We start from the raw sequence: 16513 nt of genomic DNA on the forward strand, positions 1-16513 counted from the left end.
GGCCAGCAGCTTTGCCCTCGGCGGACCTATGGTGCGGCAGTCGAGATCAACGAGGTCCGCTGTTCAAAGACGGTCGTTCAGCACCCACTGAACCTGGCCCGTGCTCACATAGATGAGAACGCCGCGAGGTGCGCCCGTCGCGGCCAGGTAGATGCGCATCTGGCTACGGTGAAAGGCCACCTCGCTCGCGACGGGCGCGACATCGCTCTTCCAATCGACGACGGCTTCGACGCCGCCGCCGCCGAGGCAGATGGCGTCGGCCCGGCCATTGATCGGTCGCCGCTCGCCACCTTCCTCCACGAAGGCGTGGATCGGCACTTCCGCGATGAGACGTGGCCGCATCTTCGCCACGTCGGGCAACCTCAGCGTCGCGAGGACGGTACCCGCCATCTCCGCCGCATCCGGCGGCGTCGAGTCTGCGCCAACCATCAGCCGCGCCACCAGCACCGATGCCCGCGCCTGGAGGTCGGCGCGATCCTCCATGATCTCACCGTTCAAGACCTCCTCGAGGAGCGCATGCAGGACAAGGCCCCTGATGCGGCCCGCGCCAACCGCGTGCAGGCCGGCCGGCCCATCGGGCAGCTCCATATCCGGGCCGTCACCATCAAGCCGATCGGGGTCGTGCTCACTCGGACGCAACCATTGCAAGATCCGGGTCGAAGCCTCGATCCTCGCGGCTTCCGCCAAGAAAGCGTCGGCATCCTGAAGATTCTCCGGCGTAGACACGGCCAAAGTCACGGGGTCATTCAACAGAAGCGGATCGAATGCCGGGAGAGCCGCGTGACCGAGATCGACGACGCGTGCCCAGGAGCGTTGATCGGCCCCCGTGATCTCCGGGATTACGAGAAGCTCGCGCGCGCGCGTCGCGGCCACATACCAAAGCCGCTCGCGTTCTCGCGTCGTTGCCTCGTCCCTTTCCCTTACCGCCGCCGCCAACTGCGGCGGGACGACGTCGCCGATCATCCAGTGCAAGGTGTCGTCGGATGCGCGATGGACGAAAGCCGCGCGGCTTTGAAGGCGCGTGGCCGCGTTGATGGGGATCGTGACCGGCCACACGGCGCCTTTCGCCCCGTGGACCGTTACGATGGCGATGGACGATGCACCGCCGTCGACGCGCCCCTCCTGCCGGCTCGCCTTGGCCCTCCAAGCGACATCGAGGTCCTGGACGAAGCGCTTTAGGCCGCTGACCGCGTAGCCTCGGGCAAGATCGAGGAAGGCGTCGACGTTGGCGAGCGCGCTTTGCCGCCGGTCGCCGCCGCGCGCCGCCACGATGGTGCGGAGATGCAGCCGCGCCGTGGCCTCGCAGAGGAGCTGAAGCGGCGTCGTCGAGCTGGCGGTCCGCCGCAGCGCTTGCAGGATACGGAGCGGTCGCGCCGCCAAGCCGTCTTGAAAGTCCTCGACTTCGGCGGCGTCGGTGAGCACGGAGAATGTCGATGCCGGCGTGCCGCCATGGCGAAGGTGCAAGGCATCCGCGATATCGAGCAGCACCTCGTCGCCGAGGCCGACCAGGGGGCCGCGCATGAGGGCGCCGAAGGCCAAGGTGTCATGCGCATCCGCAAGCACCCGAGCCAAAGTCATGAGGTCTTGAACCTCCTGTCGGGCGTGGAATCCTTTCCCTGCCTGCGATGCCACGGAGAACCCGCGCCTGTTGAGTGCGCGCTCATAGAGCCACAGGTCCGTACCAGCCGGCGTCAGCAGCGCGATGTCTCCTGCGGTGAGCCGCCTGACGCCACCCTTGCCGTCGTCGATCTCGAGGGCGCCGACCAGAGCCGAGCAGATGTCCGCGACGGCGTCGGCTTCCGTCTCGCGCATGAGGCGCGCGGCGGCTTTCGGCGGAAGTTTCAGGGTGATCTTCGACGCGCACGCGAGGGGGTGGTCCGGTTCGCCGCGCACCGAGGCCATGTCCGCGTAACCGGGTTGCGCACCTCGCGACATCGGCTGCGCGAAGCACCGGTTCACGTAGTCGACCACGCCCGGCCGCGAGCGGAAGTTCGCGGTAACGGTCAGGACGTTGTCGGGCCATCGACGCCGCAGGAGCCGCTTCGCCGCCTCGTAACAATGCGGGTCGGCGCCTCGGAACGAGTAGATCCCCTGCTTCGGATCGCCGACGAGGAAGAGCGCGCCCGGCCGTTGTACGGTTTCCTCCCAATCGAGCGCGGGTTGTTCCGCAGCGAGGCGGAAGATGATCTCGGCCTGTATCCTGTCCGTATCCTGGAACTCGTCGACCAGGATGTGCCGATAGCGAGCGGCGACGGAGCCCCGGACGGCTTCGTCATCGCGGATGAGCCCGCGCGCGCCGAAGATCAGATCGTCGAAGTCGACTACCGCCGCCGCCACCTTGAAGCGCGCGTAAGCGGAAAGCACCTCGTCCAACTCGCTCGAGAGGGTCGCGACCAGACGGCTCGCGACGCGGCCGAGGAGGACTGCGAAACACGCTGTCGCGCGCTCGAGGTGCCGGCTCGCCTCATTGAACAACCTCGTTCCCTCGACGTCCCCCGCCATAGCTCGCCAGGCGGGCGCGCAGCGGAGCGGTAAGATCTCCAGGCTGTCCCAGCGCATTGATGGTACCCGCTCTGGATGAGCCAGCCTCCACAATTCGGCGAAGCTCGGCGGGCGCGAGAAGCAATCGGCGTAGAAGGTGCCGAGCCTCTCGAGGTCGTCGACGACGGACAGCGTCGCAGGCTGTGGCGGGACGCTCGCCGACCAGCGCCTGAACGCATCGACGGCGTCGGTGAAATCGAGATCCGGACGCCCATCGGCTTCCGGCGGGACGGGACGCGCGGACCGATGGTCCTGCCGGAACCGCGCAAGCGTTCGCAGCGTCGAAGCGAGGCGTCTGGGATCGGCGGCCGACAGCACGGCGATCGGATCGTCAGGCAGCGCATCACCTTGAAGCCGCCTCTTGAGCCATCCTTCGAAGACCGTGTCGAAGGCGGCCTTCGCCGCGTCGGCATCCATCACCTCAGCTCCGGGGTCGACACCGGCGCTCACCGCATGATCCCGCAGGATCGTCTGGCAGAACCCGTGGATGGTCGACGTGGTGAGCTCGTCCATGGTCGCAGTCGCAGCCGCAAGGTGGTCGTGTCCATCCTTTCCCAGTCCATCGGGAAGCGCATCCTTGAGGACGTCGGGCATGCCGCCGGCGCGCAACGTCTCGACGAACAGGCGGATGCGGGCCGAGAGCTCGCCCGCCGCGAGTTCGGTGAAGGTGATGGCCGCGATCGCCGCCGGCGGAACGCCTCTGGCCAGCAGCAAGGTCACACGACCGGCGAGAAGCGCGGTCTTGCCGGTCCCTGCAGCGGCTTCGACGAGGAGCGTCGAGTCGAGATCGGTCAGCGCCCGCAGGCGCGCGGCTCCATCCGAAGGCATCATTGAGCTCGCCAGACATCCGCGAAATCGCCGAAGGCGCGCCTAAATGCACGGTCCTTCACGAAGAAATAGCCCTCCGTAAGGGCGGGAAGTGCCAGCCTGAACGGGTTGTCGTCCCCCTTGGCGTCGGGCCCGGGCAGCGCCGCACCTGCTCGGATGAGCGTGTCTGCGGCCAAGACGTGGGCGGCAAGCAAGTCGATGGCATCCCCGATCCCCTTGAGCTTCAGGATCAAAGGCGGGTCGTCGGCGAGCTGTACGAGGCGGCTGATCACGCGATCGACCCGTGGCAGGTTGGATAGGACGGCTATCGCGTAGATGACGCGCTGAAGCTCGGCGCCGCCATCGAGGCTCGATGTCTGTGCATTCGGGGGAGTCTTGCCCGTCTTGTAGTCTGAAAGGCGAACGTCCCTGTCTCCAGCCAGGAGATCGAGCCTGTCTATCTTGCCGGCGATGCGCACGTGCGTCCCTGGGACCACGACGGGTCTCTTGATGTCCCAAGGCATCGCGGGATCGGCCACCGCGGGTCCTTCCTCCGATCCAAAGCGCAGTTCCGTCCAGCTCCGGGTGCCCGGCAGCAGATCGGCGTCGAGCGCAAGCGCTCTCTTCGCCATGAGTACGCCGGCATCTATGGCGTGCCGCCAAAGGATCTGTGGCGGCGTCGCCCTTGTCGCCGGCCACTCAGCCGCGATAGATTCGGCGGCTGAGGCCAATGCGGCTTCGACGTCGCCGGACGGACCTTGGCCAAGGGATTTCTGTCCCACGATGGTCCGGTGGAGCAGTTCATGGACCAGCTCACCGAAGTCGCCCTCGTCAAGAGACAGAGCAATCGGCTCCTTCACCGTCGAATGCCAACCAAGCGCGTAACGCCACACGAAGGCTTGTGGGTCGCGCAGCATCCGGGTGAGCGACGTTGCGGATTGAATTGACTCCAAAGCACGAACAATTGCCGGGTGCCTGGCCCGTACCATCCCGTCGTGAGTGCCGAGCCGAGCGGACTGCCGGTTGGAGGTGCAGGCCCCGGCCAGTGCGATCGAACCGATGAGACTGGCCTCGCGAGGGCGGGCGAGAACCCGGTCCGCCTCGCTGTAGGCATGGACTGGGACATGGCTCCGGTCCACGACGTCGGCCGTCACGTCGGTTGCCAGCAGAGGGCTCGGCGCAAGTACGCCGCCCTGTGCGCTCCTGGCCGCCCGTGACAGGACCAGCGCGCCGGTCGCGGCCATCGTGACCGATGCGAAGTCGTGTCTGTCGCATTCTGTTACCGTCGTGTCGCGAAGGACCCTGCCCAGCAGGTGGCGAGGGAGCAGAGCGTCCCCGACGACGGGCCGGGGCCATCCGCCCGAGGTCAGACCAACGAGCCAGACGAAGCGTCGCGGCGCACCTGCCAGATGCCATGCGGGCGCCCAGACCACGTTGGCTCCGGGATCTCTACCGTCCGGAACCTTGAGCTTGCCGAGGCTGAAGGGCATCGCTTGGGGCGGGGCTTGGCGAAGCGCCTTCATCCAAAGGTCGCGCGCGGTGCCGCGCAGCAGGTCGGAGCCGAGCCGTTCAGATGCGGTCGGCCCTTCCGTGAAATCCGAGAGCCACGGTAGGATGACGCGCGGGTCGAAACCATCGCTGCGGATCGAGGCCGCCGTTTCAAGGGCGGCCGCCCAATGCTCCAGCGTCGCAAGCGTGGCGTCGGCGGCGACGTGACGAAGGGCATCGCGGGGCAGGGCGCCGAGTGCGCCGTCGTTGCCGCGCAGATGGCCGAGGAGCCGTCGGACGCGATCTTGGGAAAGGCCCTCGGTCAGAACATCCGCAAGCGCGGCACACGCCTGCCCATCGGCGGACGCCAAAGCAGGTACGCCGTGGCTGAAGTGTACGGGCAGGCCGGACTCGACGACCATGGCCATCATGTGCTCATCCCAATCGCCGGGATCTACGGCGACGACGGCCACTTCGTGCGGCGCCGCGATCCCCGACGAAAGGAGATTGCGGATCCACCGCAGCGCCTCCATCGCCTCGGACCGCGGATCGGCGCAGGTGACGACGCGGGACGGTTTCGCCGGATGCCGTCGATCGATCGACAGCCGGCCCTGGAACCAGGAGCCAGGCGTCCGGTCGCCACGCCACTCCAATTCCACTTCCCGGGACAGCGCCTCCAGGAGGGGGTGCCAGACAGGCGAGGGCTCTCTCAGCCTCAGGAGAGTGATAGGTCCGACGAGCCTTTTGGCGTATCCGACGCGGGCCAAAGCAGCCTCGGCGAGGTCGGGTGGCGCCAGAACGCCCTCGGCGAGATGGTTGCGGACGCGCCGGTCGATCAACGCGATGTCCGCCAGGCGTGGAATGTTCACCTCCCGTCCATCCAAGGTGATCGCGGCGGACCAGAGGTCGGCCATGGTGCGTGTCACGGCGCGGACCATTCCCGGAAGCATCCTGACCTGCTCGATATCCTGGAACCCGCCTTCGCTTAGGGCCGCCGCGACCGCGACCTCGATATCCTGGCGAGTGGCGGCTTTCGAGAAGCCGCCTGCCAAACGAGCCGCGACATCGGCGATGCCGGAGACATGCAGACCGTTTGCACCGCACGCGGCAGCGTCGAGTTGGGCCATTCGCATGGCAAGTGGCCCCTCGACCAGGAATGTTCTTGTGATCAAATGGACCCGCACATCTTCGACACACCGCAATGGCGATGATATCTAGGATATCATCGCTTGGTTTCCAGATCACCCGGCCGATAGTGAGTCCAAAAATAGTTGTCATGCTTGACAATGTTGACAGAAGTGAACGCACACCTAGAATACGGCGATGACAGAGAAGACGAGAGCCACCCCGTCCGCATCCAACCGCCGCCCGAAGACGTCGGCCGTCAGATCCGGCGATGCGGCGATGACTATGTTCACCCTGGCTGGCGACCCGGCGGCGATGTTCCGGAAGTTCCGGATCCCGGCGGGCGCGGAAGTCGCCATCGTGTCTTCGAGGCCGGATGCGGTCAAGGAGATCGAGCACTCTGGGGAGCACTTCGTGGCCGTTCGCCGCGTCTACGCCGATGCGGTCTCGAAGGCCCGATCCGCGGTGATCAACAAGAGGGCCTTCGAGCCGGACGCCCGGGCGCACGCTATCCTCGAGGGTGTCCGCATCGCACAGGCGGATCTGCAGGCGGCGGGCGGTGCCTACGACCTCGATCAGGTGAGGGGGTTGATGCGGGGCATCTCGCGACAGGCCGTCCACAAGCGGGTTCAGGACGGGAGCCTGTTGGCGGTGCCTGGTCCGAGCAACAGGCAGAGCTTCCCTACGGTACAGTTCAATAGCGACGGCACAGTCGTCGATGGCCTGAGCGCCGTGCATGCGGCGCTGCCGACGCGAAACCCCTGGAGCGTCCTCAACTTCCTGACCAATCCCGACGACAGGCTCGGCGGGCGTAAGCCGATCGACGTCCTCAAGGAAGGCGGCGTCGACGTCGTCGTAGAGGCGGCCCGACGCATGGGTGAGCAGGGCGCTTGAGCCCACCATTGCCACCCGCCAACCTCTCGGCGCGAACACCGGACTTCACGATCGTCGCCGCTGGGGCGCCGATCCATCGCTTCTTCAAGAAAGGGTTCGAACCGATCTTCTTCGATAACTCCTTGAGCGGCCGCCTCAATGCGCCCGACGCCTCTTACGGGGTGCTGTACGGCGCGTGCGAAGAGGCGGGCGCATTCGCAGAGACGTTTCTGAGAAGTCCGGGTCGCAACCTGATCGATCCTGCATTCCTGGCCGACCGGGCCTACGTACGTCTGGAGGCCATCGAGGACCTGACCTTGGTAAAGCTCGCCGGACCGGGTCTCGCGATCCTCGGTGCTACCGCGGAGGTCGTCCACGCGGGACTGCCCTACGACGTGCCGCAGGCATGGTCGAAGGCCATCCGTGGAAGCTTCGCCGGCATTCACGGCATCGCCTACCACGCTCGTCACGACGACGAGGCGGTATGCTACGCGCTCTTCGACAACTGCCGGGGGCGGGTGACCGAGGACGAGCGCCGGGTGGACCTCGATGAGGACTGGTTCTGGCGCCTGGCACTTCGCTATCGCGTCGGTCTATCGCCGACCTGAAGCCAGGCGGACGGGTCCGCACCACTGATCGAGGCGCCCTCAGCCCCGAAAAACACTTCTTTGTTGTTGATATCTAAGATATCTTTCCCAGATAGTCCCGGAACAGATCCGGAGCCGTCATGAAAAGCAGATCCAACAAAGTCGTCGCTCAACGCCCTCGGCGCGTTGCGGAATGCTACGTCGCCGCCTGCAGCGGGACGGCGCGCCTGACCGGGGAGATAGGATTCCCTGTCGTACACGTCGGCGTCTCGTGCGACGCACAGAAGGCGATCGCCAAGCTGAACATCAAGCAGCATGGCAGCGGGACCCTCTGGCCCGGCTCGTTTCAGCCTTTGGAGCCGCAGCCCGGCTGGGCCGACTGGGGATTGTTCCAGTTGGAGGCCGGTGTCGAGACGGGTTTCCCGCCGCCGTGCGGGGCGGTGATCCAAGACGGGGTCATCCGGCTGCCGCTACCAAGCGGCGTCACCTTGACGGAACTGCGCGAACAGCTTTCGGGAGCCTTGAGCAGGCTACGCTTTCAGGACTTCGTCCGGCAGCCCCGCTGGCTCGAGGCGCAGAGCGCCTCGGACCCCTTCGCAAAAATCGTTGTCCATCCCCGGTACATACTGCGAGGCAACAGCTTCCGCGGCGCGAGGCTGGTCACCGATCTCGTGGTGTTGGATCCGTCGCAAGATGCAGCGCGCCTCCTGTGGATCGTGGTCGGAGCTTGCCTTGCGGCGTGCGACGGGCGGCTGCCGCGATGGAAGTGACCGCAACGATACGCCGTCGGCGCCATCCCGGCGTGGCCTCTCCGCACGTTGGCTTGGCATCAAGGCCATGCCGGGCCCCATCATGAAGATTTTCTTCGCTTATCGGTCGAACCGGCCGATCGCCCTCTCCTCGCAACTGTCCTCGCTGCTGACATACATCCGCGGACAGTCAGACGAGAACGAATACATCGTCATCCTTGCCGATTGCGGCACGGACGGTCGAACGCCAACCGGAGCGGATCTGATCTTCCGCGGAACAAGGCACGACGCCAGAGCGATGAAATGGAACTGAGAGGTCGCGTACGACGCCCGAGGACGGCGAGCCTAAAGGGCTCGAGACGTCGTAAGGCCAGGCACCCGCAGCAGTCGTATGCGCGGATCTACGATCCCGACTCGTTCCGCAAGGCGCTCGGTTGTCAGGCAGAGCCGGACACTGATGATCGGAGCGTGGTCGAAGAGGAGCGACCTACGCGATCTCGAACGACGGAGAACGAGATCTGGGCGCGCTGCCTGGAAGAGGTTCTGGCGGACCCGCGAGGAAGCCTGCGGCCGCATCTGATAGGCGAACCGGCGATGATGACGCGTCTGGAGATCGTCTCGGAAGCGTCGCCGCATTTCGCGAAGGTCACATCCATCATATCTCGCGCCGTCTTCTCCAGCATCGTCACTGAGTGCCCGCTGAGCTTTCCGCCCATCCTGCTCCTGTCGCCGCCAGGCATCGGCAAGACCTTCTACTGCAGATCCCTCGCCCAAGCGCTGGGGACGACGTGCGTGCCGATAAGCATCAATGGGACGAGTGACCGCGGCCAACTCGGCGGGCTCACCCCGCTTTGGCGGGGCGCAAAGCTCGGCCGGATCGCACAGGCGATCCTCATCGACAGCATGACGGCTTCGCCCTTGTTCCTGCTGGACGAACTCGACAAATCACCGACGTTGTCGAGCGACGAGGGCACGCTGAACGTGCTCCTTTCCGTCCTCGAAGACGAGAACGCCAGCGCGTTCGTTGACGAATATCTTGGGCTTCCCATAGCGGCGCAGTTCGCTAACTGGATCGCGAGCGCCAACACGACGCAGACGATATCGGCTCCGCTCATCGATCGGATGCTGGTTATCGAAATTGCCGCCCCTACGGGCGACCATGCGAGACGGGTCGTACGGTCGATCGCCGCCGACCTGATCAAGCGTCGGGCACCGAACCTTGTCGGAGGCGTCGCCGACGAGGCTGTTGAAAGATTGGCCGGGATGAATGCGAGGACGATCTCCCGGGTCGTCGATCTCGCCATCGCCTTCACCGTCGCCCGGCGAAGGCGTACCGTCTCCGCTGACGACGTCGAGCGTGCTGTCGAGCTGGTCCAGGATCCGCGACCCTTCACGAAGATGGGCTTTCTAGCTCGCTGAATGACCAACTGCAGCCGGCTTTCAAGCCGTGACGAGCGACAGGCTCGTTACGCCCTACGGGAAGGTCGCGCGCGGATCCACGATAGCCGCGAACAGCGCCATACCGGACTCGACCTTCTCCGTATCTGACGGCGTTAGCCGCGATCGGCGGCCGCAGGGCCGACAACCAGCAGGGCCTCAATCAAGCTACGACATCATCGGTGGCTGGCGCCCTGCCCGACCGAGTCGTTCCACACGAACGCGGCTTCGCTTGTTATTTGCTGGGCTGAAAGCTCAGGAAAGCAAATGTCTTCCAGCAACCCCACGTAGGGGATGTAATCCGCTATCGACTGCAGCGTCCCGGTGGCCAGTATTGGGAAGAACGCGGTGGGTTCCGCGTAGTCGTAAATCATAAGAAACTCGCCGGTCGCCGCGGTGCCGTCCGGCAGCAGCACGCCAGGAGGACAAGCGGTCCAGGTGTGCGGGACGCCACCAGGTATATCCACAAGAGTCCCGTGCGGGATGACGTAGATGTTGCCGTTCAGCTCGACGAGACCGACCCCGCCCGTGACCAGGATGCGTTCTGACAGCAAGCAGGCCTCCGCGTCGTCCACAGATACATGCACATGCCGAGGTAGCCGAAGCTTGTGATTGAAAGGGATAAAGCCAAACTGCCCGCGCTTTGTCGAAGCCACCGGCAGCCAGCCGCCTGGATCCAGCTCGTGCATCGTCAGGGGTATGGTGGAGAAGGGATTCTTGATCGTCGCCCCCGTCCCATGAGTGATCCGGCAACCGTTCGGCAGAAGGAAACCGTTTGGCTTGATCGCGACGCCGGTCATGGCAGGCCTCTCAAAGTGAACGCTGGTGGACCTTATCAGCTTGATGGCACATCGGCAGGCGGGCCTGATTCAATAAGCAGAAGACTACCTGTCACCGGGCGCAGTCCGTCCAGGGACAGGCGGACTTCCGGGCTGTGCATTGCCCGTCGGAGCCTGGCCATTGGCTGGCGACGTCGCGGCGCCAGCCGGCTGCGGCGTGCTCGAGGTCGTTACATCGCCGAGACCTGTGCCAGTGATGCCGCTCCCCGCCGTCGGCCCGGCCCCGGAGGCCCCGGCGCCCTGAGCAGTCGCGTGGTTCGACGGGATCAGGATAAGCAGGCAGGCAGCCAGCGTCTTCCTCGAAATCATCATCACATTTTGTCCGTCTTGGAGGCAGCACGTCGAACCGACGAGCGCAGCTGAGGTTCAGACGTAGGCCGATAACGATCGGATTGAGCGGCGCCTGATGGACGGGCACACGTCGGTGGAGCCTGCAGGCTTCGCACCAGCAATCCCCATCATGATCGGCATCGACGATCATCATCGGAAATCGCGTGCCTTCACCTTCAGCGTATCGATGTGCAGGTCTGGAATGAAGATGTCCCGCGGCGCGATGACGGTCGTCTTCGGTTGTCGCGAGTCGGGCCCCGAACCGCCGCGGTGAAACTCGTCGCCTCGCCCGTGCGGCAAGGGGAACGACCGCTCACGGTGACCGACACCTGCGAGCTCCGTGGAAAGGTCAGCGAGATGATAGGCGACGAGATGAACCACCTCGCCTTCGCGCTGGACCCGCCCACGTACGGCGATCATGCTTGCCGACAGGACGATGCGGCGATGCTTCTCGAACATCTTCGCCCAGACGACCAGGTTGGCGATGCCACTTTCGTCCTCCAGCGTGATGAACATCACACCCTTCGCCGACCCCGGCCGCTGCCTGACCAGGACGAGGCCGGCGGCCTCAAGCCATCGGCCGTCGCGCGCTTCCATGGCCTCTGTGCAGGTGACGATCCGGCGCCGCCGCAGATCTTGCCGTAGGAACGACACCGGATGCGCGCGCAGGCTCAGACCAACATGTCCGTAGTCCTCGACGACCTCGCCGCCTGCCGTCATCGGGCGTAGCGCGACCGCTGGTTCGTCAAGCTCAGCGACAGGACCAGCCTCTCGAACCGCCGCCGCGGCGAACAAGGGTAACGGCTCGTCTCGAAGCCCCTTGATCGCCCAGAGGGCTTCGCGCCGCGCCAGCCTCAGACCGGGCTGGAAGGCGTCGGCTTCGGCGAGTTGAACGAGCGCGCTGATCGGAACGGCGGCGCGACGCCATAGGTCGTCGACGGACGCGAAGGCTTGATCGGCGCGCGCCGCGACGAGTGCGGCGGCGTTGCCGTTGGCGAGCCCCTTGACCATGCGCATGCCGAGCCGCACGGCAAAGCGTCCATCGTCATCGACCTTCTCCATCGTGCAGTCCCAACGCGAAGCGTTGACGCAGACCGGACGCACCATGACGCCGTGCTGCTGGGCGTCCCGGACGATTTGCGCCGGCGCGTAGAACCCCATCGGCTGCGCGTTGAGGAGCGCCGCGCAGAACACGTCGGGGTGCCAGCACTTCAGCCACGAGCTCGCGTATGCGATCAGGGCGAACGACGCTGCGTGGCTCTCCGGAAAGCCGTAGGATCCGAACCCTTCGAGCTGCCGGAAGGTCGCCTCCGCATAATCGGCGTCGTAGCCGTTGGCGACCATGCCGTCGACGAGCTTCGCCTTGAAGGCGCTGACGCCGCCGGTGAACTTGAAGGTCGCCATGCTCTTCCTGAGCTGGTCCGCCTCGCCCGGCGTGAAGCCGGCGCAGACGATGGCGACGCGCATCGCCTGCTCCTGGAACAGCGGCACGCCGAGCGTCTTGCCGAGCACCTGCTCCAGCTCCGGTGTCGGATAGTAGACGGGCTCGAGACCTTCGCGGCGACGCAGGTAGGGATGCACCATGTCGCCCTGGATCGGTCCGGGTCTTACGATCGCGACCTGCACGACGAGGTCGTAGAACGTCCGGGGCTTCAGGCGCGGCAGCATCGACATCTGGGCGCGGGACTCGATCTGGAAGGTGCCGAGCGTGTCGGCCTTGCGGATCATCGCGTAGGTGCGTGGATCCTCGGCCGGGATCGTCGCGAGATCGAGCTCGATGCCCTTGTGGTCGGCGAGGAGATCGAAGCCGCGCTTCATGCACGACAGCATGCCGAGCGCCAAGCAATCGACCTTCATGAAGCGCAAAATGTCGATGTCGTCCTTGTCCCACTCGATCACCTGGCGATCGACCATCGCAGCGGGTTCGATCGGCACCAGCTCGTCGAGGCGATCGCGAGTAAGGACGAAGCCGCCGGGATGCTGCGACAGGTGGCGAGGCGCGCCCATCAGCTCGCGGGCGAGATCGAGGGCGAGACGAAGCCGGCGATCGCCGAGGTTGAGGTTCAAGGCCTCGACGTGCTTCTGCTCGACCCCCTCCTCCGACCAGCCCCAGATCTGCGACGACAGCATCTTGATCAGGTCTTCGGTCAGGCCAAGCGCCTTGCCGACATCGCGTAGGGCACCCTTGGAGCGGTAACGGATGACGGTGGAGCAGAGCGCGGCGTGGTCGCGGCCGTAGGTCTCGAAGACCCACTGCATGACGATCTCGCGTCGCTCGTGCTCGAAGTCGACGTCGATGTCGGGCGGCTCGCGCCGCTCCTCGCTAACGAAGCGTTCAAACAGCAGGTCGTTGCGTTCAGGGTCGATGCTGGTGACGCCGAGCACGTAGCAGACGGCGGAGTTCGCCGCCGATCCCCGGCCCTGGCAGAGGATGCCCTTCGATCGCGCGAAGCGGACGATGGCGTTCACGGTGAGGAAGTACGGGGCGTAATCGAGCTTCTCGATCAACTGGAGTTCGTGTTCGAGCGCGCCGCGCACCTTGTCGGGCACACCTTCGGGATATCGCATCGATGCGCCTTCCCAGGTCAGGCTCGCAAGCGCCTGAAGCGGGGTCAAGCCTGGGATCGTGTCCTCCTCCGGGTACTGGTAGGCGAGCTCGTCGAGCGAGAAGCGGCAGCGCCGCGCGATCTCGATTGTCCGCTCCACGGCTTCGGGATAGCGCGCGAACAGGCGGTGCATCTCCTCGGGCGGCTTGAGGTAGCGGTCGGCATGCCGCTCGCGCCGGAACCCGGCGCCGTCGATGGTGACGTTGTGCCGGATGCAGGTCACGACGTCCTGAAGGATGCGTCGCGCGGGCACGTGGAAGAGCACGTCGTTGGTCACGACCGTCGGCACGCGGGCCTGCATCGCCAGGTGCGAGAGCTCGGAGTCGAAGCTGGTCGTTCGGGCGGCGGCGCAGCGTGAGGGCGAGATAGGCGCGATCACCGAAGGTCTCGCGGAGGCGGCGTAGGCGGAAGCCGCAGGTCTCGTCGGCGTCGTCCGGACAAGGATCGCGACAAGGCCGTCGGCGTAGGCGACGATGTCGGACCAGTCGAGCCGGCACTTGGCCTTTCCGCCGCGCTTCTTGCCGAGCGACAGCAGACGGCAGAGGCGGGCGTAGGCCGGCCTGTCCATCGGATAGACCAGAATGGACGTGCCATCGTCGAGGTCGAGGCGGCAGCCGACGATCAGCGCGACGCTGGTCTCCTTGGCCGCCTGGTGGGCGCGCACGATGCCGGCGACGCTGTTGCGGTCGACCACCGCCAGCGCCTGGATTTCGAGCACCGCTGCAGCGGCGAACAGCTCCTCGCAGGAGCTTGCGCCGCGCAGGAACGAGAAGTGCGACGTGACCTGAAGCTCGGCGTAACGCGCGGCGCTCATCCGAAGATGCCGTGAAGATACCAGCGATGGGACCCGGTCGCCGGATCTTCGCCGTCGCCAGCGCGAAAGACCCAGAAGCGTTCGCCGGCATCGTCCTCGATGCGGAAGTAATCCCGCACCGCTTCCAACTCCGCATCACGCTTCCACCACTCGCCGAAGACGCGCTCGGGATCATCGGCGCGTCGCACCCGGCGTCGGATGCCGCGCCAGGTGAAGGTCACCGGTGGTTGGTCGGGCAACAAGGCGACGGTCTCGATCGGCTCTGGCGATCCTAATAGCCTGATGGGTCGCGGCCAGTGGTTCGGCCATGCCGCGCCGTCGTCGGCCGACATGGGGCCGACCCGGCGGACGGACCGTTCGGGAACATCGCTGGCGAACGGCGCCAGGCGATAAAGCCTATGCTCGCCGACGCGGTTGGCGAGAATGTCGATGAGCCCGGAGACGTCAGCCTCAGGCTCCTCGACCAGAGACGAGACCACCTGCTTCTCGGACAGCGGCTCCGCGAGCGTCGCCGTCAGCGTCATGATCTCGATGCCGAAGCCCGGACTGACTGTTTCGATCTTCTCGCAGAGGAGACGCGTTAGACGTTTCACGTCGCGCACCGGCAAAGCCGTGCCGACGCGGACCGCCTCGATGCGATTGTCGACGCGATGGAACATGAGGTCGAGGCGCTTGGCGCCGAGGCCCTTCGCCTCAAGCGCCTCGCACAGCGCGACGACGAGCTTGCCGACGTAGCGCGCGATGGTTTCCGGCGCGCCGATGGGTTCCGGGAACGCGCGGTTGACCTCGATGAGATCTGGCGTACGGACCGGAACGATCGGTTCGGCGAGGCGGCCCATCGCCTGATCGAGGCGGCGTCCGAGTTCGGGACCGAAGCGTAGCGCCAGCGGCGCCCGAGGCTGAGCCGCAAGGTCGCCGATGCGCTCGAAGCCAAGGACCCGTAGCGCCTTGACCATCGGCGCTGACAATCGAAGGGCGCCGATCGGGAGATCGAAGATCACCTCGCCGCCATGCGCGCTCGGAACGATGGTGGTGCCGCTCGCGCGATGGCGCACGGTGGCGTGCGCGACGCCCCAGCAATCCGCCACCGCGGCGCGCGCCGCGATGCCGACGTCCGCGAACCGCTGGACCATGCCGGCCAGCATCGCCTCCTCGCCGCCATGGAGATGGTCCGCGCCGCTCGTGTCGATGACCAGCCCATCCGGTGGATCGGCGGCGGCGATCGGTGCGTAGCGTTGGAGGGCCCAAAGGGCGAGGCGCTCAAGCGCATCGGCATCGGCGAGAGGCTCGGCGTCCATCACGACGAGGTCGGCGACGAGCGCCTGCGCCTTCGTGGCCGGCATGCCGACGCGCAGTCCCGAGCGGCGTGCGGCGACGTCGACTGCGGTCACCACGCGTCGGCGGCCATCATGCCCAACGAGCACGAGGGGGACGTCACGAGGCGGCGCGGCGGATGCCAGCGTCCTTCTGACCCGATCGGTCGGCCAGGTCGGCAGGAAGAGAGAGACGACCCTGGGCATCGCACGCGTCCACCTCGAAGTCGGCACTCTCGCCGGCGCGGCATCGGATCAGTTCGAGAAGCCACCGTGCCTGGCCGACGCCGGGTATCGGCAGCGGCGTGGACGGCAGGACGGAGACCCGCCAACGGGTGACGGAAGCGGTCGGCTGGCCGAAGTCGGCGGCTTCGGTCTGCCGTCGCCACCGCCTGATCGCGATGCCGACCGATCCGCTGCCTTCGGCTGCGAGCTGGAGGCGGCGCGAGGCCGTCATCGAGAGCCGGGCGACCTCGGCAACGACGGCGCCGAGGCTGCCGTGGCGGAGGCCCTCCTCGAAGCAGGCCAGGACCGTCTTCTCGTCGCCGGCCTCGACGAAGATTACCCGGCCGGGCTGCAATCCGACCTGGGCGAGCGCGGGACCGAAGAGGTCGGGCCGGGTGACGCACCAAAGGACCTTGCCCCTGCTCCGCGCCGCGATGCCGGCGGCGAAGAGCGCTGCCGCCGCGCCGTCGATGGCGCCGTTCCCGCCGCACGCGACCTCGTGGAGCGCGCCGAGCGCGAGGCCGCCGCCCGGAAGCGTACGGTCGATCGCCTCGACGCCGAACGACAGCACCGCGCGGTCCCGTCCCCGTCCGCCGTCGAGCCGCTCGATGCGCGCACGGAGATCGGCGATGACTGGCCTAACGGATGTGATGTCGTGCATGGAGATCTACCCGGACGCATGGTTCCCTGTCGCAAGCTGACTGAATGTTCCTTATTTGTTCTTAATGGGAGCCATGAGTCAATGTGTCGCCGAACGGCATGGTGATCTTGAAGCGGCG

Annotated in this window: 11 protein-coding genes; 5 read left to right on the forward strand and 6 right to left on the reverse strand. The window is 66.1% G+C overall.

What is annotated here, in order from left to right; all coding sequences use genetic code 11:
* Positions 1-63: 63 nt before the first annotated feature.
* A complete protein-coding gene (locus tag GSQ79_RS05965) occupies positions 64-3372 on the reverse strand; it encodes an exodeoxyribonuclease V subunit beta (RefSeq protein ID WP_158807815.1) in 3309 nt (1102 codons plus the stop codon).
* Positions 3369-5969, reverse strand: coding sequence for a PD-(D/E)XK nuclease family protein (locus tag GSQ79_RS05970; protein WP_158807816.1), 2601 nt, complete (start codon positions 5967-5969; stop codon positions 3369-3371). Before GSQ79_RS05970 ends, GSQ79_RS05965 begins: the two co-directional genes overlap by 4 nt.
* Positions 5970-6240: 271 nt before the next feature.
* Here GSQ79_RS05970 and GSQ79_RS05975 point away from each other — a divergent pair, with 271 nt between their 5' ends.
* The 5 genes from GSQ79_RS05975 (at position 6241) to GSQ79_RS05995 (ending at position 9589) form a co-directional block, all read left to right on the forward strand.
* Positions 6241-6855, forward strand: a complete 615-nt coding sequence (locus GSQ79_RS05975) for a hypothetical protein (protein ID WP_246725124.1) — start codon at positions 6241-6243, stop codon at positions 6853-6855.
* The gene (locus tag GSQ79_RS05980; RefSeq protein WP_158807817.1) at positions 6852-7442 is read left to right on the forward strand and encodes an RES family NAD+ phosphorylase; all 591 of its coding nucleotides are present in this window, start codon (positions 6852-6854) and stop codon (positions 7440-7442) included. The genes GSQ79_RS05975 and GSQ79_RS05980 overlap by 4 nt, the downstream gene beginning before the upstream one ends.
* Positions 7443-7561: 119 nt before the next feature.
* Positions 7562-8191 (forward strand): hypothetical protein, encoded by a 630-nt coding sequence (locus GSQ79_RS05985; RefSeq protein WP_158807818.1) that lies wholly within the window; start codon positions 7562-7564, stop codon positions 8189-8191.
* An 82-nt stretch (positions 8192-8273) separates the two neighbouring features.
* Positions 8274-8483 carry a hypothetical protein gene (locus tag GSQ79_RS05990; protein WP_158807819.1) on the forward strand — a complete coding sequence of 70 codons (210 nt, stop codon included), beginning with the start codon at positions 8274-8276 and terminating at the stop codon, positions 8481-8483.
* A 281-nt stretch (positions 8484-8764) separates the two neighbouring features.
* Entirely contained in the window at positions 8765-9589 is an 825-nt protein-coding gene (locus GSQ79_RS05995) for an AAA family ATPase (RefSeq protein WP_158807820.1), read from the forward strand.
* Between the two features lie 194 nt (positions 9590-9783).
* On the opposite strand, the gene GSQ79_RS06000 is transcribed toward GSQ79_RS05995, so the two are convergent.
* The 4 genes from GSQ79_RS06000 to GSQ79_RS06015 form a co-directional block, all read right to left on the reverse strand.
* Entirely contained in the window at positions 9784-10407 is a 624-nt protein-coding gene (locus GSQ79_RS06000; protein ID WP_158807821.1) for a hypothetical protein, read from the reverse strand.
* Positions 10408-10926: 519 nt separating this feature from the next.
* The gene (locus tag GSQ79_RS06005) at positions 10927-14196 is read right to left on the reverse strand and encodes an error-prone DNA polymerase (protein WP_246725125.1); all 3270 of its coding nucleotides are present in this window, start codon (positions 14194-14196) and stop codon (positions 10927-10929) included.
* On the reverse strand, positions 14193-15716 hold the full coding sequence (locus tag GSQ79_RS06010; protein WP_158807822.1) for a DNA polymerase Y family protein: 1524 nt from the start codon (positions 15714-15716) through the stop codon (positions 14193-14195). Before GSQ79_RS06010 ends, GSQ79_RS06005 begins: the two co-directional genes overlap by 4 nt.
* Positions 15631-16395 carry an ImuA family protein gene (locus GSQ79_RS06015; RefSeq protein WP_158807823.1) on the reverse strand — a complete coding sequence of 255 codons (765 nt, stop codon included), beginning with the start codon at positions 16393-16395 and terminating at the stop codon, positions 15631-15633. The genes GSQ79_RS06010 and GSQ79_RS06015 overlap by 86 nt, the downstream gene beginning before the upstream one ends.
* Between the last annotated feature and the right edge of the window lie 118 nt (positions 16396-16513).

The sequence above is a fragment of the Beijerinckia sp. L45 genome (assembly GCF_009765775.1).
Taxonomy (GTDB): Bacteria; Pseudomonadota; Alphaproteobacteria; order Rhizobiales; family Beijerinckiaceae; genus RH-AL1.